This is a genomic window from Oceanobacillus zhaokaii (assembly GCF_003352005.1).
GTDB classification, from domain to species: Bacteria; Bacillota; Bacilli; order Bacillales; family Amphibacillaceae; genus Oceanobacillus; species Oceanobacillus zhaokaii.
On the sequence record NZ_CP024848.1, the window covers coordinates 3,907,095 to 3,933,104 of the forward strand.

The 26,010-nt window shown below is 38.0% G+C and carries 24 protein-coding genes; 12 read left to right on the forward strand and 12 right to left on the reverse strand.

The window, feature by feature from the left end; translation table 11 throughout:
- The first annotated feature begins 163 nt into the window (after positions 1-163).
- The 5 genes from metA to CUC15_RS19125 all read left to right on the forward strand — a co-directional run bounded on the left by metA (position 164) and on the right by CUC15_RS19125 (position 7,514).
- The gene (gene metA, locus CUC15_RS19105) at positions 164-1,072 is read left to right on the forward strand and encodes a homoserine O-acetyltransferase MetA (protein WP_114918184.1); all 909 of its coding nucleotides are present in this window, start codon (positions 164-166) and stop codon (positions 1,070-1,072) included.
- 296 nt (positions 1,073-1,368) lie between these two features.
- Positions 1,369-3,135 carry a sensor histidine kinase gene (locus tag CUC15_RS19110; protein ID WP_114918185.1) on the forward strand — a complete coding sequence of 589 codons (1,767 nt, stop codon included), beginning with the start codon at positions 1,369-1,371 and terminating at the stop codon, positions 3,133-3,135.
- A complete protein-coding gene (locus CUC15_RS19115; protein ID WP_114918186.1) occupies positions 3,128-3,865 on the forward strand; it encodes a LytR/AlgR family response regulator transcription factor in 738 nt (245 codons plus the stop codon). The genes CUC15_RS19110 and CUC15_RS19115 overlap by 8 nt, the downstream gene beginning before the upstream one ends.
- Positions 3,866-4,005: 140 nt before the next feature.
- On the forward strand, positions 4,006-5,811 hold the full coding sequence (locus CUC15_RS19120; RefSeq protein WP_114918187.1) for a carbon starvation CstA family protein: 1,806 nt from the start codon (positions 4,006-4,008) through the stop codon (positions 5,809-5,811).
- 302 nt (positions 5,812-6,113) lie between these two features.
- Positions 6,114-7,514: a purine-cytosine permease family protein gene (locus CUC15_RS19125; RefSeq protein WP_205317632.1), complete on the forward strand. Its 1,401-nt coding sequence runs from the start codon at positions 6,114-6,116 to the stop codon at positions 7,512-7,514.
- A gap of 142 nt (positions 7,515-7,656) precedes the next feature.
- Here CUC15_RS19125 and CUC15_RS19130 read toward each other — a convergent pair whose 3' ends face one another.
- From CUC15_RS19130 to CUC15_RS19145, 4 genes are all read right to left on the reverse strand, one after another.
- Positions 7,657-8,364: a DNA alkylation repair protein gene (locus tag CUC15_RS19130; protein ID WP_114918188.1), complete on the reverse strand. Its 708-nt coding sequence runs from the start codon at positions 8,362-8,364 to the stop codon at positions 7,657-7,659.
- A 23-nt stretch (positions 8,365-8,387) separates the two neighbouring features.
- Positions 8,388-9,311 carry an HPr(Ser) kinase/phosphatase gene (gene hprK / locus CUC15_RS19135; protein ID WP_114918189.1) on the reverse strand — a complete coding sequence of 308 codons (924 nt, stop codon included), beginning with the start codon at positions 9,309-9,311 and terminating at the stop codon, positions 8,388-8,390.
- 125 nt (positions 9,312-9,436) lie between these two features.
- Positions 9,437-9,772, reverse strand: a complete 336-nt coding sequence (locus CUC15_RS19140) for a zinc ribbon domain-containing protein YjdM (protein WP_114918190.1) — start codon at positions 9,770-9,772, stop codon at positions 9,437-9,439.
- A gap of 187 nt (positions 9,773-9,959) precedes the next feature.
- Positions 9,960-10,112: a hypothetical protein gene (locus CUC15_RS19145; protein WP_205317633.1), complete on the reverse strand. Its 153-nt coding sequence runs from the start codon at positions 10,110-10,112 to the stop codon at positions 9,960-9,962.
- A 219-nt stretch (positions 10,113-10,331) separates the two neighbouring features.
- Here CUC15_RS19145 and CUC15_RS19150 point away from each other — a divergent pair, with 219 nt between their 5' ends.
- Positions 10,332-10,703, forward strand: a complete 372-nt coding sequence (locus tag CUC15_RS19150) for a VOC family protein (RefSeq protein ID WP_114918192.1) — start codon at positions 10,332-10,334, stop codon at positions 10,701-10,703.
- A gap of 156 nt (positions 10,704-10,859) precedes the next feature.
- Here CUC15_RS19150 and CUC15_RS19155 read toward each other — a convergent pair whose 3' ends face one another.
- Positions 10,860-11,246 carry a hypothetical protein gene (locus CUC15_RS19155; RefSeq protein ID WP_114918193.1) on the reverse strand — a complete coding sequence of 129 codons (387 nt, stop codon included), beginning with the start codon at positions 11,244-11,246 and terminating at the stop codon, positions 10,860-10,862.
- Positions 11,247-11,403: 157 nt separating this feature from the next.
- Entirely contained in the window at positions 11,404-12,339 is a 936-nt protein-coding gene (locus tag CUC15_RS19160; RefSeq protein WP_242985905.1) for a metallophosphoesterase, read from the reverse strand.
- A 193-nt stretch (positions 12,340-12,532) separates the two neighbouring features.
- Between CUC15_RS19160 and CUC15_RS19165 the strand changes: the two genes are divergently transcribed.
- The gene (locus CUC15_RS19165) at positions 12,533-12,955 is read left to right on the forward strand and encodes an HIT family protein (protein WP_114918195.1); all 423 of its coding nucleotides are present in this window, start codon (positions 12,533-12,535) and stop codon (positions 12,953-12,955) included.
- 147 nt (positions 12,956-13,102) lie between these two features.
- Positions 13,103-14,584, forward strand: coding sequence for a sodium/proline symporter PutP (gene putP, locus CUC15_RS19170; RefSeq protein ID WP_114918196.1), 1,482 nt, complete (start codon positions 13,103-13,105; stop codon positions 14,582-14,584).
- Positions 14,585-14,808: 224 nt separating this feature from the next.
- Here the strand turns inward: putP and CUC15_RS19175 are convergent, their stop codons facing one another.
- From CUC15_RS19175 to CUC15_RS19195, 5 genes are all read right to left on the reverse strand, one after another.
- Positions 14,809-15,846 carry a serine hydrolase domain-containing protein gene (locus tag CUC15_RS19175; RefSeq protein WP_114918197.1) on the reverse strand — a complete coding sequence of 346 codons (1,038 nt, stop codon included), beginning with the start codon at positions 15,844-15,846 and terminating at the stop codon, positions 14,809-14,811.
- A 234-nt stretch (positions 15,847-16,080) separates the two neighbouring features.
- Positions 16,081-17,277 carry an MFS transporter gene (locus CUC15_RS19180; protein WP_341457172.1) on the reverse strand — a complete coding sequence of 399 codons (1,197 nt, stop codon included), beginning with the start codon at positions 17,275-17,277 and terminating at the stop codon, positions 16,081-16,083.
- Between the two features lie 165 nt (positions 17,278-17,442).
- On the reverse strand, positions 17,443-17,853 hold the full coding sequence (locus CUC15_RS19185) for a MarR family winged helix-turn-helix transcriptional regulator (RefSeq protein WP_162800364.1): 411 nt from the start codon (positions 17,851-17,853) through the stop codon (positions 17,443-17,445).
- 264 nt (positions 17,854-18,117) lie between these two features.
- Positions 18,118-19,077 carry a hypothetical protein gene (locus tag CUC15_RS19190; protein WP_114918200.1) on the reverse strand — a complete coding sequence of 320 codons (960 nt, stop codon included), beginning with the start codon at positions 19,075-19,077 and terminating at the stop codon, positions 18,118-18,120.
- A 126-nt stretch (positions 19,078-19,203) separates the two neighbouring features.
- Positions 19,204-20,739 (reverse strand): malate:quinone oxidoreductase, encoded by a 1,536-nt coding sequence (locus CUC15_RS19195; protein ID WP_114918201.1) that lies wholly within the window; start codon positions 20,737-20,739, stop codon positions 19,204-19,206.
- 394 nt (positions 20,740-21,133) lie between these two features.
- Between CUC15_RS19195 and CUC15_RS19200 the strand changes: the two genes are divergently transcribed.
- From CUC15_RS19200 to CUC15_RS19215, 4 genes are all read left to right on the forward strand, one after another.
- Entirely contained in the window at positions 21,134-22,225 is a 1,092-nt protein-coding gene (locus CUC15_RS19200) for a type I phosphomannose isomerase catalytic subunit (protein ID WP_205317634.1), read from the forward strand.
- A gap of 33 nt (positions 22,226-22,258) precedes the next feature.
- Complete coding sequence (locus tag CUC15_RS19205) at positions 22,259-23,788, forward strand: sodium:solute symporter family protein (RefSeq protein WP_114918202.1); 1,530 nt, start codon at positions 22,259-22,261, stop codon at positions 23,786-23,788.
- A gap of 86 nt (positions 23,789-23,874) precedes the next feature.
- On the forward strand, positions 23,875-24,423 hold the full coding sequence (locus tag CUC15_RS19210) for a short-chain dehydrogenase (protein ID WP_114918203.1): 549 nt from the start codon (positions 23,875-23,877) through the stop codon (positions 24,421-24,423).
- A 200-nt stretch (positions 24,424-24,623) separates the two neighbouring features.
- Entirely contained in the window at positions 24,624-24,962 is a 339-nt protein-coding gene (locus tag CUC15_RS19215) for an ASCH domain-containing protein (RefSeq protein WP_114918204.1), read from the forward strand.
- A 141-nt stretch (positions 24,963-25,103) separates the two neighbouring features.
- Here CUC15_RS19215 and CUC15_RS19220 read toward each other — a convergent pair whose 3' ends face one another.
- Positions 25,104-25,898, reverse strand: coding sequence for a YwqG family protein (locus CUC15_RS19220; RefSeq protein WP_114918205.1), 795 nt, complete (start codon positions 25,896-25,898; stop codon positions 25,104-25,106).
- Positions 25,899-26,010 lie beyond the last annotated feature (112 nt).

Consider the following 26,010-nt stretch of genomic DNA (forward strand, 5'->3'; position numbering starts at 1 on the left):
GGTGCCTGTCACTTCCCGTATTTTGTCGAATATCAACGCATTCACTCTATATCAGCGGTCTTTCAATTATATCGGTATTTTCCAAATTATCTGCGCGTAATTATAGAACTTATCGGAAAATTACCTTATAATGATTGAAATGACGGAAAGGGGATTAGGAGAAATGCCAATTAAAATTCCAAAGCAATTACCTGCTCATGATATTTTAGAAAAAGAGAATGTATTTATCATGGATGAGACTCGAGCGGATACCCAAGACATACGTCCAATGGAAATAGTTATCGTTAACCTTATGCCGGAAAAGGAGCGAACCGAAACCCAATTAATGCGATTATTAGGGAATTCACCACTCCAGGTCAACGTGACATTAATTCACACTGCATCGCATGATTCTAAAAATGTGAGCCAATCACATTTAAATCAGTTCTATGACACGTTCGATAATATTCGTGGAAGTCGATATGACGGAATGATTATTACAGGGGCGCCTGTTGAACTGCTGCCATTTGAGGAAGTCGATTATTGGGAAGAATTGAAGGAAATTATGGACTGGTCAAAAACACACGTTACATCAGTCTTGCATATTTGCTGGGGTGCACAGGCTGCTCTTTACCATCATTATGGTATCGGAAAATTTGAGCTGCCTCGCAAATGCACAGGAGTAATTAGTCACACCATCACCGATACAACGATAAGACTTGTACGCGGATTCGATGACGAATTCTTAGCACCACACTCTCGTTATACAAGTGTAGCTGCCGAGGAGATTAATGCGAATGAAGCGTTGATTCCGCTAGCTCTCACAGAAGATGGCGACCCATTTCTTATGCTATCAAAGGATGAAAAGCATGTAATGGTCACAGGTCACTTGGAATATGACAATAAGACCCTAGCTGATGAGTATTACCGTGATATCAATAAAGGACTGGAAACAGATATCCCGAGAAATTATTTTCCAAATGATAATCCAGAGGAAAAACCACTAAATCGCTGGCGCTCACATGCCCATCTTTTATTTTCCAATTGGCTTAATTATTATGTCTATCAGGAAACACCGTACGAATGGAAATAATTGGGGCATGAGGGTAAGCTATGCCCTTGGGTGACCTTTCACTCAAAACTATGATAATCGCTTTCTAGCATTCCTTTTTGCACTCATAAGTTAAGGAAGTTTTTATTATTAAGCGAATCGTGGCAGTTTAAGAGCATTTTATGTGAAAAAGGGGGGCCTATTTTTTGTATCGTTAAAGCATGGTAACTGCAACTACACGATGAGGTCCTTTTTATTTTCGCAAATGTCTGTTACTGATTAAGATGATATATTTTATATGAAAGCGTTTAAATAATGGTACCAAAGGATGAATGTAGATGTTAAATTTAGCACCATTAATGATAGAAAAAGTTGGCATTATCGTTATTGTTGCCTTTCTACTTTCAAAAATGAGATCATTCCGGCAAATGGTTCAAAAGGAACACAATAAAAATGAGAAAATAATGCTCATTTTACTTTTCGGTGCATTCGGTTCAATTAGTAATTTTACAGGAATAGAAATTAGCCCCCAAACCTTTAGTCAAACTGGTTGGGTAACAGAAATAGATCCTGAAAGTGCACTAGCGAATACGAGGGTAATGGGGGTAGTCATAGGTGCATTACTTGGAGGTCCAATGGTCGGCTTAGGTGCTGGCTTGATTGCAGGACTCCACCGTTACACACTTGGAGGATTTACTGCTTTTGCTTGTTCCATTTCTACCATTCTAGCTGGTTTAGTGGCTGGCTATATAAGCAAAAAACGGAAGCAGAAGGGAAAGAAGATTACATCGGGAGTTGCTGTTGGAATTGGTATGATATTAGAAGCAGTACAGATGCTCATCATACTCTTAACGGCTAAACCATTTGAGGATGCACTGAATCTCATTCAAATCATTGCAATTCCTATGGTTGTTATCAATGGCTTTGGGACCTTGCTGTTCATGTTCATCATTGAAGCCATCATGCGGGATGAAGTACGAGTGCGGGCGAACCAAACGAATATGGCCTTTCGTATTGCTGATCTGACACTGCCATTTTTCCGACAAGGCTTAAACACGCATTCATGTAAAAAAATATCTGAAATTATACTAAAACTAACCGACGCTGATGCTGTTGCTATAACAGATGAACAAAAAGTGCTTGCCCACGTTGGCGCAGCTTCAGATCATCATGTACCTTTGGCAGACCTTACAACGGGTTTGACAAAGCAAGCAATTGAAAGTGAAAGGATATCAGTGGCAAGGTCAAAAGCAGGAATTTATTGTTCTCATAAACCATGTCCCTTAGAGGCCGCAATTGTTATTCCGCTAAAGGTAAAAAAACGAATTGCAGGGACGTTAAAAATGTACTTTACAAACCCGGAAAAACTAAATAATGTACAACAGCAATTAGCAGAAGGACTTGCGAATCTTTTTTCAACACAGCTGGAGCTTGCTGAAGCAGAGCAACAGGCAAAGCTGTTAAAGGATGCAGAAATAAAAGCTTTACAGGCACAGATTCATCCGCACTTCTTATTTAATAGTATCAATACCATTTCAGCCCTATGTCGTACAGATGTAGATAAAGCTCGAAAATTGCTGTTAGAATTAAGTTCGTTTTTTCGCGGTAATCTTCAAGGAGCAAGGCAGATGCTTATTCCTTTAGAGAAGGAATTAAAGAATGTTAAGGCCTATATTTCTTTAGAGCAAACTCGTTTTCCAAACAAGTACACGATTACTTTTGACATTGAGCCTCATCTCGAGAAGGTTTACATTCCGCCATTTACTTTGCAGCCTTTAGTTGAAAATGCCATTCATTATGGATTTCCAGAGAGCAGTTCTAAAGGGGATATTAACATAAAGATTTACACGCAGGATAAACATTTGCAAATTGCAGTTTATGACAATGGGAAAGGGATTCCTAAAGAAAGGATGGAAGATCTCGGTAAACGGGTTGTGAAATCAGCTAAAGGAAATGGTACAGCCATTTTTAATATAAGCGAGCGTCTTAAAGGCATTTATAGTGGCCAAGCTGGTTTTACGATAAAGAGTGAAGTGGGTACCGGAACGACGATTAAGATCTCCATTCCACTTCATCATAAAGGGGTGTTTCAACAAGTTGTTTAGAGCCTATATAGTCGAAGATGAGCCTTTAGCACGCGATGAGTTAAAATACTTGCTTGTTCGAAGCAAAATGGTAGAAATATTGGGGGAAAGTGACAATTTCAAGGATGCTCTTGAAGATATTGTCAAAATGAAACCAGACATTGTATTCTTAGATATTGAACTGTCGGATGATAATGGATTGAGCTTAGCGAAGCAATTGGAAACTTTAGAGACCGCTCCTGCAATTGTGTTTGCAACTGCCTACGATGAGTATGCCTTGCAAGCTTTTGAACTTAATGCAATCGATTATATTTTAAAGCCATTTGATGAAGAGCGTATTCAAAAAATGTTAGAGAAAATGGGTAAAATGCTACATATGACGAATAAGAACATTCCTATTTCTCCTTCATTAAATGATAACTACAAAGGGAAAATCCCAGTACTAGTAGATGATAGAATTATTCTATTAACCTATGCGGATATATTATATATAGAATCCAGCGATGGGAAATGCATCATCAAAACGATGGAACAAGAATATAAAGTTAATGAAGCACTCATCATTTTGGAGAAAAAGTTAAGCAATACGCATTTCCTCAGGATTCACCGCAGCTATATTGTAAACCTGGATCATATTGCAGAAATAGAACCATGGTTTAACTCTACCTATAATTTAATCATGAAGGACAACTCCAAAGTTCCAGTTAGCCGGACCCATATAAAAGAATTGAAGCAAATTATCGGTTTCTGAAAATATGATAAAGTCATTCACCTTTAAATTCCTGCAATTCAACTCTATATTCGTGTATTTTATCATGAAAACGGGATATAAGCATTTTCATTCTGTATGATAAACCCTATATACCAGTTGAATAAAGGAGGAACAAACAAATGAATGCGATTACAATAGTGGTTGGTTCGATCTGTATACTTATGATTGTCTATCGTCTATATGGAACATTTATGGCTGCCAGGGTGTTAAAGCTCGATGATTCAAAGCCAACTCCCGCACATAAATTAGATGACGGACAAGATTATGTACCCACAAATAAATGGGTTGTATTTGGTCATCATTTTGCTGCGATTGCTGCAGCTGGCCCGTTAGTTGGTCCAATATTGGCAGCCCAGTTTGGTTATTTACCAGGATTGCTTTGGTTACTAATCGGGGCAGTAATTGGTGGAGCTGTTCATGATATGGTTGTTCTTTTTGCTTCTATGAGAAGAAACGGAAAATCTCTATCTGAAGTTGCAAAAGAAGAATTGGGACCTGTAGCAGGATTCTGTACAGGTTTAGCAATGCTATTTATTATTACAATTACAATGGCGGGACTTTCACTAGTTGTGTTAGGCGCACTTGAAAGAAATCCGTGGGGAACATTTGCGGTTGGAATCACTATTCCGATAGCAATGGGTGTTGGAATATATCATAAAAAGACTGGCAACTTAAAAGGTGCCACGATTGTTGGTTTTGCACTTATTATGGCAGCGATTCTTTTAGGACCAAACATTCAAGGCACAGCGCTTGGTGATTTTCTAACGCTTGAAAAAAGTACACTAGCTATTATTCTGCCAATTTATGCATTCTTCGCTGCTGCATTGCCAGTCTGGTTATTGCTGGCACCACGTGATTATTTAAGTACATTTATGAAAATTGGGGTCTTTGCTGCATTAATTATTGGGGTATTCATTGTCAATCCAGAAGTTCAATTCCCAGCATTCACAGAGTTTGTAAATGGCGGTGGTCCCGTTATTGCTGGTCCAGTCTGGCCGTTTATTTCGATTACGATTGCCTGTGGAGCAATCTCGGGTTTCCACGCGTTCATTGGATCTGGTACAACACCGAAAATGATTAACCGCTGGAGTGATGTTAAAGGCGTTGCGTTCGGTGCGATGCTGGTTGAATGTTTAGTAGCAATTATGGCTTTAATTGCAGCTGTATCTTTACAGCCAGGAGATTATTTTGCCATTAACTCTACACCCGAAAAATTTGAAACATTAGGTATAGAAACGGTCCATCTTGCACAACTAAGTGAAGATGTTGGAATGGACCTTGAAGGAAGAACTGGTGGGGCTGTTACACTTGCTGTAGGGATGACTTATATCTTTACAAAAGTTCCTTTCTTTGAAACGTTGGCATCTTATTTCTACCAATTTGTAATTCTTTTTGAAGCTGTCTTTATCTTAACGGCTATTGACTCAGGGACGAGGGTTGCCCGTTACCTCATCCAAGATTTCTTTGGAGGCATGATTAAGCCTTTGAAAAACACGAAATCAATTGGAGCGAATATTATTGCTAGTGCTTTAGCATGTGTAGCCTGGGGATATTTACTTTTCTCTGGGGATATCAGTTCCGTCTGGGCATTATTCGGCGTATCTAACCAATTAATGGCTGCAATCGGCTTGATTATTGGAGCAACAGTAGTTCTGAAGATTGCTCAAAAACGTTGGTATATGCTGACATGTCTCATTCCCCTTGCTTATCTTTATGTAACCGTTAATGCAGCAGGATACTGGATGGTTAAAAATGTCTACTTAAATGCGGAAAACGCTGGTTTTAATGTGTTAAATGGCGTTCTTTCTATTATCATGCTAATTCTTGGATTTGTAATTTTAATTACATCTATTATGAAGTGGATAAAGCTTTGGAAAATTCCACAGCATGTACTAGTTGAACAATCGAAAAACGAAGTAGCTTAAAACAAACAGCACCCATTTTACTAATGGGTGCTGTTTGTTTTTCATTATCTAATACATATTTCTCCATACCTAAGTAGTTTATTAACGACAAACCTACAGATTCTATAAGCCATAAATATACACAAAAAAAATTAATAAAATGCTAAATTAAAACTTGACAAAACAGAAAAACCTCACTCGACTTTTTGCTTCGTTTGACAATTAATGTTATAATTGTTAACGTTGTTGTTTTTTGTGAAGCAGAGCACAAAAACATGAATCAGACTTGTGAAAACATACACAAAGAAATGGAGATGATATTTATGAGATCTGTTGATTATACAGATCACGAAGTAGAGGATAATGGAAGTGACGATTATTCATTAGATAGGGTCCCTCGTGATAAAAGAAACATGGGCTGGTTAAGTATTACCAATATCACTTTTGGTATTGCGACAGCGATTTTTTATTTCCAAATGGGTAGTGTAATGGCTCTTCAATTTGGTGCTATTAATGCAATTATTTCTGCCATTTATGCAATTATTGTTGCTGGTATATTAGGAACATTTATCGCTTACTTATCTGCGAAGTCAGGCATGAATGTGAATTTATTATCCAGAGGTGGCGGATTCGGTTATATTGGTGCATCGTTAACCTCGTTTATTTACGCCACTAACTTTATTATGTACTGTGCGTTAGAAGGCATGATTTTAGTCACTGCCGTCCACGAATTTTTTCCAGTAATCCCACAATGGGCATTAATCATTTTCTTCGGCTCCATTGTTATTCCATTAAATTGGTTTGGAATCAAACAATTGGATAAACTGCAAAAGTGGTCATTGCCACTATTCTTCATTTTCTTAATAGCAGCTATCGTTATGGCTACACGCACACCGTCTGTATATGAAGGCAGCTTCTGGTCTTACATGCCTGAAGGTGTTCAAATCGGCGGAACCGCATTATTACTATGCATTGGGATGCAGCACGGTATTATGGGCTTAACACCATTACTTGCTTCAGACTATGCTCGTTTTCTTAAACCAAAAGATATGAAAATTGGCATATTTGCAATTGGATTTGTCCCGCAAATATTCTGTTTCGGAGTCATGGGAGGTCTCGGAATATGGTTTGGTGTTCGTTTAGGAGAGCCTAATCCAGGGGTATATATTGTATTGCTTCTTGGTATTTGGGGAGCCTTATTTACCATGATAACGCAAGTAAGAATCAATATAACGAATATTTATAGTGGTTCACTATCACTATCGAATTTCTTTGAAAACATTTTCAAATTTAAACCAGGCCGACGTTTTTGGGTTGTCGTTACAGGCGTTGCATCAATAATCTTAATGCTTGGTGGTATCGTCAATCACCTTGAAACGGTAATGACATTCCAAGGAGTATTCTTATTAACATGGGCAGCGATTCTCGTAACGGATGCTGTATTCGTCAAACGTATCCTGAAGATTGGGCCAGGCTATTACGAATCGAGGCAACGGAATCTATATAAGTGGAATCCAGTTGGTGTCGTTTCCTTGATTGTTGCAAGTGGATTAGGTACCATTGCCGCACTTGGTTTCTTAGGTACATTTTTACAAAGTACTGCCGCATTCCTGTCAGCGATTCTAGCATCTATCCTTACTGTTGTTCTGGCTATTGCTACCAAGGGGAAATATTATATTAAAGCAGAAGACAGACACATTGAAAGAGAAGATTATATCGCGTAGTATAGCAGATGCTTAAACAAAGAATTATTAAAATAAATAGCAAGTCAAAAACGCTCAGATTTAATCTGAGCGTTTTTGATATATTATCTATTATGATACTCTGCAAACCAGTTTTCTTGTTTTAAATGCACTCTGACTATCGTTAACATCTTACATATTTACGTTTAAAACCAAGCTTTCCTCTATCAACTTCTTTTTGAATACTTTCATAAGCGTTTAGGGTACTGCTTTTTTTCTTGCCTCGTTTAACTTCAACAGTTCCTACTTCCTTTGCTGTCTCGATCGCCTTTTCATGCAGTGGCAAATAGGAAATCCCCACAGTGTACAGAAAATTATTCATTGCAGCTTTCGCTCGCTCCGGTGCATCATGAATCGTATTTTTCACAAGATCAAGCATATTGTTAATCTTGTTTTCCGGAAATTCGTTGTCCTTACGATTCCCTAAAAGCCAGCAGTAGCAGCTCCATCCTCCTGACATTCTCAGCTCGTCACTACTTGCAATCCATTTATCAGCAACTACTTGGGCAATATCTGATTCTGATAAAGTTACTGCCACTACATAATCGGACAGCATATAAAAATACGCTTCATCCATCCAACGATCAAAATCCGACTCAGTCATAGCTTTTGGATCGGCAATAATGCCTGCAAAATACATTGCATCATAGTTACCTGTAGCATAAAGTTCTTCCGCTAAAGGTTGATTTATTTTTATTTTCTTTGCGATTGGTTTCATAGCACCTGTAGCCACGCCAAAAAGCGGCTCGTGCGCACCATTGGATATGTACATTTTTTTCATTCGTTCTTTGCTGAGCGTTTCGAGCTCCAGCATTACAGTTTCAAAATCCATCGTTTTGCACATCCTTTGTTGATTTATTTATTAGTTGAATCACCCGACTCAATTCGCTCAATGAACTCTTCTGCAGCGCTATAGCCCTGTTGCTTCAAGTACCAATTATTTGCCGCTGCTTCGATAAGTCCAGCAACATCACGTCCTGGTTGAAGCTGGATTTCGATATGCGGAATCGGAACACCCATATATTCTGTATAGCTCGTTTCTAGTTCCAATTCATTGTTCAACGTGTGCTGTTTCCACTCTGTTAGTTCAATATCGAGCGCAATTCTCGTTTCGTCCTGAAACGCTTTTCTCCCATACACCCGCACGACATTTAATAGCCCAATACTTCGTAGCGCTAGAAATTCCTTGTTCATCTGATTATGGGTGCCAAGAATCGTTTTATGGCTGAGCTTCTTCAGAACAACCATATCATCTGCCACGAGCCGATGTCCTCTCCCGATTAAGGTATGTGCTGTTTCACTCTTACCAATTCCTGATTCACCACGCAGTAAGATTCCAATTCCGAATACATTAAGACAAACACCATGCACCGCGATCTCTGGTGCTAATGACCTTGTCAAATAATTATCTACTTTTGCAATAAAATCGGATGTATCCTCCTTCGTCCGCAGAAGGGGAATGTCTTCTTCATTACAAAACTGCTTGAGATACATTAATCCTTCTTGCCCTGTTGTAACAATAAAGCACGGCGGATGGTAATCTACAATATTTCTAATCCGCAGCTGACGCTCACTATGACTTAACTGATGCAAATATGTAATTTCCTTAAGACCGAGTATTTGAACACGTTCCATTGGAAAAAAGTCGAAGTAACCAATAAATTCAAGCCCTGGACGATGTGTCCGTGAAGTTGTAATCTTCCGGCCAATATGATCTTCTCCTGCTAATACTTCTAATGAAAACTCACGAACTAAATCCTTAACGCCAATAGCTTTCAATTCTGGTAGCACTTCCTTCCCAACACTGCTGTTTGTCATTATTATACAGTAAAAAGAAATAGCTTTGTGAAAAAATACACTTATTGAGAAGGAATTTACTGATAGTGAAAATAGGGAATTTCCATTTAAACCTTCTTAACAAATTCAGACTTCAATTGCATCGCACCAAATCCATCGATCTTACAATCAATATCATGGTCGCCATCAACTAAACGAATATTTTTTACCTTCGTTCCTACTTTTAGTGGAGTAGAACTCCCTTTTACTTTTAAATCCTTGATTAATGTCACAGTATCACCGTCGTGCAGCACGTTTCCATTGGCATCTTTTACAATCTTTTCATCCTCGACTACCTCTGGATCCGCTGTCCATTCAAGTGCACACTCTGGACAAATGAGAAGAATTCCATCTTCATATGTATATTCTGAATTGCAATTAGGGCAATTTGGTAAATTAGTCATGATTAAATACCTCCATCTATTATTGGAAACAGAGGGCAAAAGCCTCCTGTCCTTGTGTTCCACTTCATAGTTCATATACTGTCATAGTTTCTTATATTGTCAACTGCCCAGAAAATATCCCCAGACAGCGTCAATCAAGTTTGTATGAATCGCCGTAATGAGGGATTTCCTCTTACTTTCTCCCCTATTAAATAATGTCAGCTAAATAGGATTTAACCGTGTCAGGCAAGAGTTGAAATAGTAATCCTTTATATTTAATATCGAGTAGACCAGCAATGAAAATAGTAATTATCATTAATGCTAAAAAAGGTTTCTTATTCGTTTTTAAAATCGTCTTCAATAGGTTCTCCTCCACTGAAAATAGCGTAATTTTATTAAGTTAATAATATATTGATTCGAACTGTATATTGTAATTCTTACATACTTTTCACGCACAATCCACTCCCTCTAACATGCAGTGGAAATAATTGTATATTTCAAAGTACTCACTTATACTTAGCTTAGGTAACGTTTTACTACTTTACTAAAATTATCATTCATTACAAAGGAGGGGGATAAATTGAAACTCGGTGCATTTTCTGTAAGTTTAACGGTAAAAGATATTAATGTATCAAGATCATTTTATGAAAACCTCGGATTTGAGGCTTTCGGTGGGGATATTACCCAAAATTGGCTTATTATGAAGAATGAAAATTGTATTATCGGTTTATTCCAAGGGATGTTCGATAAGAATATTTTAACTTTCAATCCGGGATGGAATGAAAATGCTGAGAACTTAGATTCATTTACCGATATTCGAGAACTGCAAAAGCAGCTGAAAACAAAAGGAATTACAATGCAGGCGGAAGCAGATGAATCCAGTGAAGGACCAGCACATTTTATCATTGAAGACCCAGATGGTAATCAAATTCTTGTAGATCAGCACAGGTAATATCGATACTTGTAACCCCTTACGAACTTAAAACCCATACATCTACTTGCGCTTAGGCAAGTATAGTGCCTTACACCGCTTATCTGCAATAGTTATCTTATAAAGTGGTAAGGCACTATAGCTTATTTAAATTGCTTGTCAATTAGACTCTTCACATTAATGTACATTTGGCTTGCTTTCCAATAACCCTTTGAAGCTTTCACGATAAAACCACGCCAATACTCCTTCTAATAACGTGACTAATATTGCTAATGGAAGTATCTCAGAGTCTACAAAAATATGGAATGCTAATATATTGATGACAATACTTGCTAGTACGACTAAAGCGAGCGGAACAAACCTGCGAATTAATAATAAGAATCCTGCTATAATCTCTACTCCTTTTTCAATTGCCAATAAATAACCATCTCCTAGAAACTCCATTGCAGCTGGACTTGTTGGAGCAAATGCGTCAAACCCAAGTAACATGACATAACCATTCAATCCTGCACCTAAAAAAATGATACCTAACAGTATTTCAGCAATTCGAATAAACACCTTCATATCAATTTCCCCCTAAAAAGTTATAATTTACATGTTTACTAAAGGAATTAATAACTTACGAAGGTACAAATAGCAAATCTTAGCGCTTACCTCAATATGTTTATTGATTATTGTTCATAGAGTTAATCGTTTGTAGTGTTAATAGTAGATTTCCAACTTATTTCTCTCCAGATATTTCAATCAAACTAACCTGGCTTTGATTAAAAAAGCGGATCGGCGCAGCAGTAGTACCAAGTCCACTATCAATATAAAGAAACTGGTTTTCACCAAATTCATATGTTCCTTTCTCCAACTCTGGGAAGAATCCTTGATCAGGTGCTACTAAAGCGCCAATAAGCGGAAGTCTTACTTGTCCTCCGTGAGTATGTCCACTAAGAACCAGGTCTGCCGGGATATTCTTGTATTTGTCCAAAATGCTTGGTGAATGGGAAAGCAATATCGTATAGCTTTCTTGATTCACCTTCTCAAATGCTAGATTAAGATTCTCATGATTCGTTGTAACATCGTTAGCCCCTGCTAAATAAATCGTTGCACTGCCTATTGTAATTTCAGTACTTGTGTTGTTTAAGATCGTTACATTTCTCTGTTCAAGACCTTCTATAAATGCTTCGGTAAGGTCATTTCCCCACTCATGATTACCAGAAACAAAAAATACATAGGGATTCGATGCTGTTATTCTCTCAACAAGGGAAAAGACATAATCCAAATCATCTGTACCTCTGTCTATCAAGTCACCCGTCAGTACAATAATGTCCGCATTTGCTTGTTCAACAGTATCAATTACTGTCTCATTGTTCGAACCGAATACCTTGTTATGTAAATCACTGATTTGGAGAATGGTGAGTTTGGAATCAGATGGTAGTTTATTATTTTGAAATGAAACTCGATTTACTTTAAATACATTGGTATCAAAGTATACTTTCATTGCCACGCCAAGAATAGTTAGAATACCAAAAATGAATAAAATCCTTCTGTTCTTTATGTATTTACTAAAATATGATGTCTTTTCTTTCTTTTGTTTGAACTCATTTGACATGAAATCTACATCTCCTTCAAAAGTACCAACATTTATCTTCACACATACATGTTTCATCTTAATATATCTCATTAAAATGCTATTCTCATTATACAGTAAATTAGAACGAATTTGCCGTTTTGATTACTCTTCTAGAATCAAGCGCGAGGTTATATATTATATTGATTAAGAGCTAATTTCGATCCCCAAATCCCATCAAGTGATACAATAAGAAAGAATAGAATCAAACATAGACAAGGGGATTGTTGAAATGGAATTGAATAAAGATTGCATGTATTGTATGGAAGATGAGCGACGCGACGACCTAATGATTGAAATAGGCAAGCTCGATGTTTCTACGGTTTTCCTATTTAAAGAGCAAACCTATGCTGGAAGATGTAATGTCGTATATAAGGATCATGTAAAAGAATTATTTGATCTCGATCAAGATGAATTGGCAGCATTTATGAATGACGTTAAAAAGGTAGCAACTGCTGTGGACAAAGCATTCCATCCTGATAAAATCAATTACGGGGCATATGGAGATACCTTGCATCATTTACATATGCATGTAGTACCGAAATATGAAGGCAAGGAAAATTGGGGCTCTACATTTGAAATGAATTTAGGCAAAACTTATTTATCAGATGAAGAATATGAAGAGGTAATTAAGAAGATTAAAGAGAACTTATAATATAAAACTCGGTGGTGAACTTAAAGGTTCATGCCGAGTTTTTTTATAGGAGTCGGGTACAAATTAGTGAATGATACAGTGTTGTAATAAATAAAACACTAAAATTAACATAATATTGTGATAGTATAAACAAAAAGGAGGAATACAATGTCCAATGAAATGTATCAATTATTAGCAATTATTATTTACATGGCTGCAATGGTATTTATCGGTTGGTATGCATTTAGACGCACTTCAAACCTGACAGACTATATGCTTGGCGGGCGTTCACTAGGACCGGCTGTTACTGCTTTAAGTGCTGGAGCTGCAGACATGTCGGGGTGGCTTCTTATGGGACTTCCAGGTGCAATCTATTTGAGCGGTCTGGTTGAAGCTTGGATGGCTATCGGTCTGACTGTCGGTGCCTATTTGAACTATGTACTCGTTGCACCACGACTTCGCGTCTATACGCAAGTATCGAATGATTCCATTACGATACCTAGTTATCTAGAAAATCGTCTGAAAGACAAATCCCGTCTTTTACGTGTTGTCTCAGGGATTATTATTCTTATTTTCTTTACATTCTACGTATCTTCAGGAATGGTTGCAGGTGGTAAGTTCTTCCTTAGCTCATTCGGATTAGACTATCACGTTGGGTTATTAATCGTATCAGCGGTCGTTATTTTCTACACTTTATTCGGCGGTTTCTTAGCAGTTAGCTATACAGATGTTGTCCAAGGTCTTATAATGTTTTTCGCATTATTACTCGTACCAATCGTTGGGTTATTTCTTACTGGTGGGTTTTCAGAAACAGCAGCGAGTATTCGTGAAGTTAATCCTCAGCTATTAAACTTCATTTCTGGTGGTTCCTTCCTTGGCATTATCTCAGCGGTTACGTGGGGGCTTGGCTATTTCGGTCAACCTCATATCATTGTCCGTTTCATGGCAATTGGCTCTGTCAAAGAGGTTAAAAAGGCACGCCGTATTGGTATAGGATGGATGTTTCTCAGCCTTTTTGGCGCTGTTTCAACAGCACTTATCGGAGTTGCTTATTATCAGCAAAATAACGCCAAACTTGCTGATCCGGAAACGGTTTTCATTACACTAGGGCAAATTATTTTCCATCCCTTTATCGCGGGAATTATGCTAGCAGCAGTACTTGCAGCTGTTATGAGTACGATTTCTTCCCAGCTGATTGTCACATCTTCCGCACTCATTGAAGATTTGTATAAAGCTGTCATTAAGACAGATGCATCAGATAAGCGATATGTATTTTTAGGAAGATTGGCAGTCCTTGTCATCTCGATTATAGCGATTGCACTTTCTTGGCCTAATGACGAATCTATTTTGAAAATCGTATCTTTCTCATGGGCAGGATTCGGTGCTTCATTCGGACCGATCATCTTACTTTCTCTTTACTGGAGGAAGATTACTGCAACAGGTGCTCTTTGGGGAATGATTACAGGTGCGGCAACTGTTATGATCTGGGGTAATGTCAAGTTATTGACAGATACACTTTATGAAATTGTCCCTGGGTTCATCATTTGCTGGATTGTTACGTACGTCGTAAGTTTGGCGACATATCGACCAAATGACGAAATTGATAAAGAATTTACTGAAACACTTGAGATTTTAAAAAAGGAAAGCTAGTTGAAAGGCAATGCTTGCGAGGAATATTCGGTTTATTAAGGACAAAACACAATAACCGTAACGATAAAATCCTATCATTAACATATTAACACGCAAAAGGAGCTTATCCATAAAAGCTCCTTTTGCTAAATTCTTACTGCAATTAGAGTGTCTTTCGCCAAGTCTCCACTATAAAATCTGCTTTAATGCTGCGCCATTGACATTCCACTTTCGTAGACACCTATTTAATATCTAAGAGATTTGTATATCTCTCCAATAATACCCTCCATTTGATGAACACCCAATTCTGCATTCGTCATGATGACCGCACCTTTCTCTAAATACGGCAAAGCTGACACCATGCATTGAAACCCTATTCCCCAGCCGAGTGAGGTAATTTCTAATTCTTTTTCAGACCCCTCAAGAAACACACCTAATCCAGTCCAGCTTTTACCTGTTTGTGAAGCTACCATCTCATTTGCTAAGCTTTCTGATATGCCTAGCTTGCTTTTTCCTTTTACAGCATTTATTAGCTCTAGAACTAATTCAGCTAAATCCATTGAAGTTGTCCATAGACCAGAAGCTGCTGGATAAGGATATATCGGATATTTTCCATCGACTATCTCACCGTTTCTGTTATGACCACAAGAAGTATTCAGCCTATCCATTTCCAGACCTGATGTGTTGAAATGGCTGTTTGTCATCCCTAATGGATCAAATATTTGCTCCTTCATAACTTGATGAAACTTATTTTTAGTAACATCTTCTATCAGTTGCTGAATAATACAAAAACCTGCATCCGAATAGTGGAATTCACTTTCAGGTTCACACTTCACATCAATTGGAGCTTTACAGTAAGGAGTTTTGCCCTCTAATAATTCAATCATCGAAGGAATCTCTGTTTTCGGTTTCAGTTCAGAAAAACTGCCATCAGGGTCTATAATTCCAGATTGATGACTTAGTAAGTTTCTCAGTGTAACTTTTTTAATTTTAGTGAAATCATTTACTGGTACTTTCCAAGCTATAAGACTTTCATTTACATCGCTATCTAAATTGAAAAGCCCTTCCTGTACTAGCTTAATAGCAAGCATTCCTGATAAGAACTTGCTAATCGAACAAGCACTAAAAATAGAATCTTTATTTGTTTTTCTATTGCCTTCCACTTCTAATAAGCCGTAATTATCTATTTCAGTAATTAGGCCGCCCTCAATTAAAGCGATACTTAAACCTGGCACATGAAAATGTTTCATCCGTTCTTCAATATTGATATTGTTTAATTTCATAATTTTCTCCTTTCCGAAATGACAAACTCAGAAAAGTACTTAATTGATGAGAAGAATTGTTATTGTTAGGAGACAATACATGTTTATACTGACCGCAGATTTATTTGAATAACATCGCATTTAAATGATAACATAATATTCTAAAAAAAATTACATAAAAATAGACGATCAACTTAATGATCGCCCTGATACTCTTGCATCCCTTATTTAATAATATCAAGGGAAAATATAAATTCAGACTCCTCTAGCTCTCTTTCTCGCCGCAGCCTTCTTGCCATGTACTATATAGTAGACAAAGATACAAACAAAGATAATAACAGCCATACTTACATACATTCCGCGGAATCCGATCAATGGCAGAATAAATCCGAGTACAAACGGACCTATCCCTATACCAGTGTCAAAGAACACAAAATAGGTTGATGTTGCCAAACCGATCCGATGTCTTGGAGCCTCGTTAATGGCAACCGTTTGGGCACTTGATTGAAACGTACCGAAACCAATACCGATAATTGCCCCAGCTATGAGTAAAATGATACCAATATTTGCCTGACTTAGCAGGAACATGCCGACACCAAATAGCAGGAGCGACGGATAGATAACAGCATTTTCTCCCAATCGATCAAACATTTGGCCGGTAATTGGTCTAGATAGCAGAAGAAATACTGCGTACAGAACGAAGAAAAAGCTCGCTGCATCCACTAAGTTTATTTCTACTGCATAAGAAGTAAAGAACGATAGAATACTGGAATATACAAACCCAAGTAAAGCAACAAGGATACCAATCCCAATCGTACTTCTTTCAAAGTAATCGCTTAGACGGAAGCCGCCCATCTCATCACTCGCACTCGGTATAAACGCTGTTTTTGGAACACGTAAAAAAAGCGTTGCAATTAAAGCAATAACTGCAAATACTGTGGTGGTAATAAAGATTATATTATTTTCAAAGTTTTGGCTAATATAGAGTCCTAAGAAAGGACCAACCGCCATCGCTAGATTCGTACTTGTCGCAAAATATCCCATACCTTCGCCACGTCTTACAGCTGGTATGATGTCCGCAACGATTGTCCCAGTTGCAGTTGTACTAATCCCAAAAGCAAAACCATGAATAAACCGAATGATTAGCAGCAGCGCTAGATTATTTACCGGAAAATAAAATAACATCATGACCAAGAATAAGATCAAACCGAAAAGCAGTAATTTCTTTTTTCCTACCTTTTCGATCGTCTTCCCAGCAATCGGTCTTACTAGTACCGCTCCAAGCACAAAGATACTCGATGCAAGGCCTGCTTGGCTCTGCGATGCATGAAATTTCTCAATTGAGTATACGGCTAATGTTACCATTAATATATAAAATGATATAAAAAGTAAAAAATTCGAAGTTGAGACCATAATAAAGTCTTTGGTCCATAATTTAGGTTTCTGTTCCATCTTTTCTCTCCCTTTTAACAATGAATCTTTTTGTATAGTTTGTTGGTTGCAAGTTGGATAAAGTGCGAAGTAACTATCGACGTTGATTGCAGTAAAACACTGGAGAATCGTGTGTGAATAGCAACCGCGAATACATTCTGTATAAGTGCAACAAAGGCAATTTCCCTAAAGTCTTTCTTTTAATAATTGAATCGTCCGAAACGCTGTATCTATATCTGCTGACGGTATGTCCGCAATTAATGATTGTTCGAACTCACTTACAATAAGGATAGCTTTCTCATATACTTCTAATCCTTTTTTAGTCAGCTGAATCATCCGCTCTCGCTTGTCATTGCTTGGCACTTCTTCAATTAGCTGTTGCTCTGCCAGCCGATTTACCGTGCGCGAAATCGTCGGCTTTTCCACATCAAGATGATTACTTATTTCCACAAGTGTGACTGGTCCTATTTGTTTTAAACAATAAACAATACTCCATTGGGAATAATATAATCCAATCTCTACTAGTTTTTCATTGAGTTTTTTCGTAAATGATCTTGAAAACTGTAGATTTCTTTGAAAAAACAAAGACTGCTCCAATTCGTATCCCTCCGAAAAAATATAGTTACCTAGGTAACTATACACCCTTCTCAGGTAAATGTCTATGGTTCGGCTCATTTGCTATGAGAATGAACAGAGAGGAACAGTGATTGATGGCTAAAATACAATTGTATTCCGCCACTTATTTGAAGAAGGAAATGTGCAAATGTGTATCATTTCAAGTGAAAAAGGTAAAAGATGACCAATCTAATGCGGTCACCTCTTACCTTATTTGCCAATGAACAGACTAGTCATTTTAGCGTTTCAACTAACGTCAGATTTCTTTCTCTCCAGCCAATAGCTTCCCGTTTTCTTCTTCCTCCTCATCAAGAAAGCAGCATAAATCAGCAGTAGAGTGAGCACAATTGTAATTCCGTATATAATTAGCACGTTAAAATAGAAGAAGGTATCACTTACGTTAAAACCATCCATATGAATTCGATATGGATACTCTTCCGGATAGCTGATTTCAACAGAGGATTCGTTATTGTAATAAATACTCGGTGAAACTTCTTTTGTCAGATTTATCACATCGCCATCCTGATCTTCAAATTCCAGTGCAAGGTAATAATAACTGCGCTCATACCGTCCATAATTATCATCAGCTTCTCTGTCGGTAATCAAAGCTGTTGTTTCTATTTGCTTTCCACTATGCGCTTGGATTGTACTGATAATGTTCTTCCCCATCGAAATATAGGAAAGTAAAAGTCCGCTACAAAGAGCACCGATAAACACGATGGACAACAACCGACCAAGCCAATTACCTTGACGATCTAACCACCTTCCAACTGCCGGTATATGAATCAGTTGATAAAGAATAAAAAATATCGGATAGACGAGGGAGACACCCATCATAATTAGATGCACATAAATCTGAGAGCGTATATCCTCGTTGCTGAATGCCCGACCAGTAATGCTTCCTTCGACCTTGTCACCGACATTCAACTCTTCAAATTCATTTCTCGAGATTTCCGCATATGTCCTAGGCCTATTTTTATGGATGACATTTGTGTCCGCTCCGTCCTCAAATATCGCATAGTAATTCACTTTTCCAAACAAATCACGATCTGCGACTTTACCGTGCACCATTTGCTCCACTTGCTCGTTTCTCTGTTGCTGAACCAACGAATAAAGTTGTTTCGATTCATCAATAAACCCATTCACAAACATAATAAACACATATATTCCGATTAAATAGAGAACGATGCGTTTGATTACTTCCATAAGCTTCTCTTCCTTCATGCAAAATGCCTTGGTATTAAATCTAGTTGAATTTAATTGGAAAGTGGTCAAAAAATTACTTTATTACGAGGCTACACCTAAAAAAAAGCATAAACGCCAAATCGGCGGTTATGCTTCTAGTAATGTAACTGCACTTTCCTTCTGACTTGCTTGTTTCCCATCCTCTTCTAATCCAAGCGCATTTGCCGTTGAAGCATGGATTTCACGGATAAGCTTTGGATTTTCCAGTAGCAACATGCCATAAGAAGGGACCATTTCTTTGATTTTTGGTTCCCATTTATCAATATATTCCGGGAAGCATTTCTCCAGTACTTCAAGCATGATGGAAACCGCAGTAGAAGCCCCTGGTGAAGCACCAAGCAATGCAGCGATTGAACCATCGCCTGCAGTAACGACCTCTGTGCCGAATTGAAGTGTTCCCTTTCCTAAAGCCTCGGTATCCTTGATTACTTGCACACGTTGACCGGCGACGATTACATCCCAGTCTTCACTCTTTGCCGTTGGAATAAACTCACGCAATTCCTCCATACGCTTTTCATTCGACAGCATCACTTGCTGGATCAAGTACTTCGTCAATTTCATTTCTTTTGCACCCGCAGATAGCATTGTGAGGACATTATTCGGCTTCACTGAACGGATTAAATCGAAATAGGAACCTGTTTTCAGGAACTTCGGTGAAAATCCTGCAAATGGTCCAAACAGCACCGTTTTTTTGCCATCAATATACCGTGTGTCCAAATGCGGAACAGACATCGGAGGTGCACCAACCTTCGCCTTCCCGTACACTTTTGCATGATGCTGTTCGACAACTTCTGGTTTATCCGATACTAAAAACAGCCCACTTACAGGGAAGCCGCCAATATGTTTCGACTCTGGAATATCCGTTTTTTGAAGCAGAGGCAAACTTCCGCCGCCAGCACCAATAAAGACAAAATCAGCTGTATGGTATTCCAGCTTTCCTCCATCAATATCATGTACCTTTACTTCCCATGAACCATCCTGAGCGCGTTTCATATCCCTAACAAGATGTCTATAGTTGACCTCAACATCTTTATTGATTAGATAATCGAATAACATACTTGTTAATGCACCAAAATTGACATCCGTTCCAGAATCAACCTTTGTTGCTGCTATCGATTCATTTGTTGTACGTTCCTTCATAATAAGGGGCATCCATTCCATCAGCCTTTCCGGATTATCGGAAAACTCCATCCCAGCAAATAAAGGATTATTCGAAAGCGCTTCAAACCGTTTCTTTAAAAACGCTACATCTTTTTCTCCATGTACTAAACTCATGTGCGGCAATGGCATAATAAAGTCTTGAGGATTTTGGATTAATTTATTTTTTACTAGATAAGACCAAAACTGCTTTGAAATCTGAAACTGTTCATTGATTTTCAATGCCTTGCTAATATCGACTGATCCATCTGGCATCTCTGGTGTGTAGTTTAGCTCACAAAGTGCGGAATGCCCTGTGCCCGCATTATTCCAGCCGTTCGAGCTCTCCTCCCCAGGTTTGGAGAGTTTCTCAAATACTTTGATTTCCCATTCTGGTACTAGCTCTTTCAGTAAGGAGCCCAATGTTGCACTCATGACACCGGCACCAATCAAGATAACGTTTGTTTTCTTCGGTTGTCTACTCATTAATATCTCTTCCCTATCCCTTAATATTTACAGAAAAGATGTATCACCCTCATTTTAAGCGTTTACATCATTACTTAAAACATCGCACCTTTTCTGAATAAATAATAATATCCTAATATATATTATATCATTAATATTTGGAGTTTGTTAAATAAACAAAAAAACACTTGAAAAATTAAACGCTTACAAATATAATAATAGTTGATTAATAGTTTGTTTGTTTGATTGACAAATAAATTAGTCTCACAGAAAATCTAAGTAAAACATCTACAACTATATTTATCTCGTATAGTTAATCGGATTATTTGATTAACTATAATGTAACCGTTTCACTATTTGATTGTCAATTCATAACTGGGGGGATAATTTTGGGGTAAACGAGGTAAAAATTCATGTGGATTCACCTATTAAACTATCTGCAACTAGAGCTTGGCGAACATACTTAGGCGGGAAATTAATCGACACGCTGCATCGGGCAGAGCAGCCAGAAGATAGTCACTTCCCAGAAGAGTGGATTATGTCGACCGTTTCCGCTCGAAATGCTGGAAGAGAGCATATTCTTAATGAAGGGCTAAGTAAGGTAGACAAGCCAAATCAAGATTGCTATTTAAAAGATTTGATAGAGAAAAATCCTAAAGATTTTTTAGGAAAGGACCATATAGAGAAATACGGTAAACATACAGGGGTGCTTGTAAAAGTAATTGACTCGGCAGAACGGTTAACTGTTCAGGTACATCCGGACCGGGAAAAAGCGAAAGAATTATTTGATTCTAGCTTTGGCAAGACAGAGTGCTGGCATATAATTGGGGGCAGAGAAATTGATCGGGAAATGCCACATGTCTATCTTGGCTTTAAGCCGGGTGTTACGAAAGAACAGTGGATAAAGCTTTTTGAACAGCAAGATACCAAAGGAATGCTCGATTGTCTTCATAAATATGAAGTAAACCAAGGAGATACGTTTTTAATTGAGGGCGGTACCCCTCATGCAATTGGGCCTGGTTGTCTGCTAGTGGAAATTCAAGAGCCGACTGACTATACGATACGCATAGAAAAGACCTCACCATCCGGCTTTGAAATAGATGACCACATGTGTCATCAAGGGCTTGGATTCGAGGGAATGTTTAATTGCTTTAACTATGCTAGTTATTCGCGGGAAGAAACGCTTGAGAAATGGAAGATTCCAACTACTGTTATAAAAGAATCTCAATCCTCTAAGGAACAGGAATTAATTGGATATAAGGATACGCTTTATTTTCGAATGACGCTTGTTCAAGTAGAAAATGAACTAGAAATTACGGGAGACGGAATATATTCCGGGTTATACATCTTGTCTGGGCAGGCAGACATTGTTGCAGGGAAAGAGAAACTGTCATGTAAAGAGGGGGAACAGTTTTTCATACCAGCGAAAGTTGCAAATTATAAAATACAAAATGTCGGGGATAAAGCTGTTCGAGCTTTAAGACTGTTTGGTCCTAAAGTAAGATAAATATTGGAATGGGGAAAGGAAAGGTGAAAATCAATGCAAACGCTTGATTGGGTAGTTGTAGGGCTTTTCTTCTTAGTCATGATCGGAATCGGGATTTATAGTTATACTAAAAACCATAGCTCTGATGACTTCTTTGTTGGTGGAGGAAAGGTGCCTTGGTGGCTTTCTGGAGTATCTCACCACGTATCGGGTCACAGTGGGGTAGTGTTCGTAGCATACGCAGGGATTGCTTATACTTATGGGATTACGATTTATTTCTGGTGGGCAGTTGCAATTGGGCTCGCTTTATTAGTAACGGCGAAATGGGTTGCGCCGAGATGGCCAAGACTACGTGAAAAGTTAGGGATCCAATCACCTACTGAATATATGGCACTTCGTTTTGGACTGCCAGCACAACAAGTAACAGCATGGACTGGAGTTCTTATTAAACTTCTTGATATTGGTGCAAAATGGGCTTCAATGGGTATTTTGTTAAGCGGTTTCACAGGCTTGCCAATTTGGACTGGAATTATCTTATCTGGTGCCGTATCACTTATTTACGTTGCAATTGGCGGACTATGGGCAGACTTGGTGACCGACTTTGTTCAATTTATCGTGCAATTAATTGCTGGTATCGTTATTTTTGTTGGGGTATTCAGCTATCTCGGTGGACCAAGCTCTTTAATTACAATGTGGGGCGATTTGCCTGATGGACATGCTAGTCCATTCAATGGCTCTTATACACCACTATGGATCTTCCTGTTTATCATTGTTAAATTCTTTGATTATAGTGGAGGTAACTGGAACTTAGCAGCACGATTCATTTCGACTCCAAATGGGGAGGATGCAAAAAAAGCAGCTAGGCTATCAGCGGTATTATACTTTGTATGGCCATTATTAATCTTCTTACCAATGGTTGCAGCACCGTTAATCTTCCCTGATTTAACAGATCCTGCACAGCAATTGTACCCAATGCTGACTACAACATTCATGCCAGCAGGTTTAGTTGGACTTGTGCTAGCGGCATTGTTTGCAAGTACAATGGGTATGACGGTGTCGGATATTAACGCATTAACAGCTGTAGTACAAAGGGATATCTTACCTACAATGAACAAGAAATTTAAGGAAATTAAAAATGATACAGGAAAACAATCCTTGCTTATCGCAAGATTATTAACGATTTTATTTACCATTTTAACGATTACTGTCGGATTAAACCAAGAAAGATTCGGTGGGGTTATCGGCCTGATTATTACATGGTTCTCTGCACTAGTTGGGCCAATGGCAGTACCATTAATCTTTGGTCAATTCTCTAGATTTAAGTACAGTAATGGACCAGTAGCAATCTATTCAATCTTAAGTGGGGTAGTTGGATTCGCAATCACTCAATTAACGAATATAATACCAGCTGATATTGCAACAGCCTTCCCGCTATTAGTCACATTAATAGTCTTCTTCTTAGGCGGATATATTAATAAGAAGAGAGGACTTGAAGTATCTGCGGAAGTGGATGAATTGCTGGAATATTTAGCAACCGGCAAAAATGATACAATTAAAGAAGAGAATAAAACAGTGAATATGTAATAGCGTTAGCTGGATCAGCGGGGAATATAAATCCCTGCTGATTCTTTTTTAGTACAGTATGAATAATATATAAGGAGAGATTAGAAATGAAACATGCATTAATCATTGGCGGAACAGGTATGTTATCGAGAGTATCACTTTGGTTATTAGATAATGGCTATCACGTATCGATCATTGCACGAAATTCTGGACGTATGGAAAGGCTGATAGAAAAGACAAATTTTAAAAGCCATATAACACCTATATTTGTTGATTACACCAATAGTAAGGATTTGCAGGAGAAAGTAAGGCATGCGATTAAGCAGAATGGCAGCATTCATCTTGTCGTCGCATGGATACATTCGATTGCTGAAGATGCACTGACAACAATAACTGAAGAGGTTTCGAAACAAAGGAATGAATGGAACTTATTCCATGTTTTAGGAAGCAGTTCAAATTTAGAAACAATAAAGCTAAAAGTTGCTGTACCAAATAATTGTATTTATCACCAGGTGCAACTGGGATTTGTAATTGAAGGAACTCACTCAAGGTGGTTAACAAATCAAGAAATCTCGGATGGAGTTATTGAAGCGATGAAAACTAGAGAGCAAGTTTTTACGGTTGGTGAATTGGAACCATGGGATAGGCGTCCTTAACATGTGGAATAATCTAGTAGATAAAGGAAAAACTCATTAGGAGCTACAGTTCTAGAGCTAAAACGCAGGCAGTCTCTCCTGTCACAGGAATCTAAACAGGAAATATTTGATGCTTTCTTATTCTATGAGAAAGAATTCTGGCTATACTTGTTAGAAATCGTTATGATAGAGTGTAGAAAACAATGAAATGAGGAATTACGATGAATGAATTTCCCAAAAAAACGTGTTCGATTGAACGGCTAGTCACAATCCCAGAGGACATACAAAAAGTATCGAACGGGATAAAGTCAGCTACACGAAGAAATGGAGTTTATGCATATCCAGGTGAAATTATGGTGCTCGATGGCAAAGAATTTGTAATTGATGCATTGTATAGACAGACACTTGGCGAATTAACCGACGAACACGCACAGCAAGAAGGTTATTCAGATCTAGAAGCATACAAACAATCGATGACCTCCATGCATGCACATGCAAAAATGCCTTGGCTTCCCGAAATGAAGGTTTGGGTGCATGAATACAGTCCAGTCGATAAATGATGGTATAACAATATTTATCTCTCTTTAATAATCGACCAATACTCCTGCTGCTTAATTATAATCTACTCACTTCCTTTCTGTCATAGAGGCGGAACAATCTCTAATATAGAAAGAAGTGAGTTTTTTTTGGCCTTACCAGTTTTAATAACAATCCCAGTTGTATAAAACCTTTGAGAAATCTCGGTTCTTTAAATCCTCCGATGAAATAAAGAAATTAGCCACCCCAGTATCTCCCCACATAATATTCATATCATCATCTGAATCAACTTGCAGCAAGAGTAGATCATGGTTTGGGTAATCTCCATTTGTTCTTGGATCTTCTTGTGTAAAAAATGGATATCCTCCCAGCTTGCAGCCTTGCCCGCTCGATATCTCATGATATGCATCCATTATCTCATCATGTTCAGCATAATCCTCATCTGTTCCACTTTCCAATAATTTATCTACTTCCGTTATTATATTAAAACGATAATCACTGGAAGACATCAACTCCTCTGAAACATCAAACGAAATTGCACATTCTTTTTCTACTGGGAAGTAGTTTTCGTTTCCGAATTCAGGAAAATCTGTCATCCATTTTGATTGGTCCGTTTCAATCGTTTCGTGATAAATAACGCGGAATGTATCCTGATTTGTCCCATCATCAAAGTTCAAGCCATACACATCATCATCCGCTACAAAAAACTGTAATATCCCTTCCGTTGGATAGTCAGGAATCGTCTCCTCCATCTCACTAAAATTAATTTGTGCTAACAAACGGAGTGGCTCTCCATTTAGTGTGGCAGGATATGCATCCGCTTTTAACCAATAGGCCTTTCCGCTAAATTTGCTTTGCAGTGGTGTCGTACTTTCTGGTTTCCCTTTAATGATTAGACATGGCTTTTTCGTTTCTGCTAATGCGTTTGCATGTTGCTGTAATTGCAGGGGTAATTCCATCGTTTCACTCTCCTAATAATTCAGTTAGTTTTATATTATATTAGAAATTGATAGATGTATAGCGTGGATTTTGGGTGAAAAAAATATCCAGCATTGCCCCAAATAGGACAAT

Coding starts and splice junctions, on each gene's coding strand:
- metA (WP_114918184.1), top strand. CDS start 164: ATGCCAATTAAAATTCCAAAGCAATTACCTGCTCATGATATTTTAGAA.
- CUC15_RS19110 (WP_114918185.1), top strand. CDS start 1,369: ATGTTAAATTTAGCACCATTAATGATAGAAAAAGTTGGCATTATCGTT.
- CUC15_RS19120 (WP_114918187.1), top strand. CDS start 4,006: ATGAATGCGATTACAATAGTGGTTGGTTCGATCTGTATACTTATGATT.
- CUC15_RS19125 (WP_205317632.1), top strand. CDS start 6,114: ATGAGATCTGTTGATTATACAGATCACGAAGTAGAGGATAATGGAAGT.
- CUC15_RS19130 (WP_114918188.1), bottom strand. CDS start 8,364: ATGGATTTTGAAACTGTAATGCTGGAGCTCGAAACGCTCAGCAAAGAA.
- CUC15_RS19140 (WP_114918190.1), bottom strand. CDS start 9,772: ATGACTAATTTACCAAATTGCCCTAATTGCAATTCAGAATATACATAT.
- CUC15_RS19155 (WP_114918193.1), bottom strand. CDS start 11,246: ATGAAGGTGTTTATTCGAATTGCTGAAATACTGTTAGGTATCATTTTT.
- CUC15_RS19160 (WP_242985905.1), bottom strand. CDS start 12,339: ATGAAACATGTATGTGTGAAGATAAATGTTGGTACTTTTGAAGGAGAT.
- CUC15_RS19165 (WP_114918195.1), top strand. CDS start 12,533: ATGGAATTGAATAAAGATTGCATGTATTGTATGGAAGATGAGCGACGC.
- putP (WP_114918196.1), top strand. CDS start 13,103: ATGTCCAATGAAATGTATCAATTATTAGCAATTATTATTTACATGGCT.
- CUC15_RS19175 (WP_114918197.1), bottom strand. CDS start 15,846: ATGAAATTAAACAATATCAATATTGAAGAACGGATGAAACATTTTCAT.
- CUC15_RS19180 (WP_341457172.1), bottom strand. CDS start 17,277: ATGGAACAGAAACCTAAATTATGGACCAAAGACTTTATTATGGTCTCA.
- CUC15_RS19190 (WP_114918200.1), bottom strand. CDS start 19,077: ATGGAAGTAATCAAACGCATCGTTCTCTATTTAATCGGAATATATGTG.
- CUC15_RS19195 (WP_114918201.1), bottom strand. CDS start 20,739: ATGAGTAGACAACCGAAGAAAACAAACGTTATCTTGATTGGTGCCGGT.
- CUC15_RS19205 (WP_114918202.1), top strand. CDS start 22,259: ATGCAAACGCTTGATTGGGTAGTTGTAGGGCTTTTCTTCTTAGTCATG.
- CUC15_RS19210 (WP_114918203.1), top strand. CDS start 23,875: ATGAAACATGCATTAATCATTGGCGGAACAGGTATGTTATCGAGAGTA.
- CUC15_RS19215 (WP_114918204.1), top strand. CDS start 24,624: ATGAATGAATTTCCCAAAAAAACGTGTTCGATTGAACGGCTAGTCACA.
- CUC15_RS19220 (WP_114918205.1), bottom strand. CDS start 25,898: ATGGAATTACCCCTGCAATTACAGCAACATGCAAACGCATTAGCAGAA.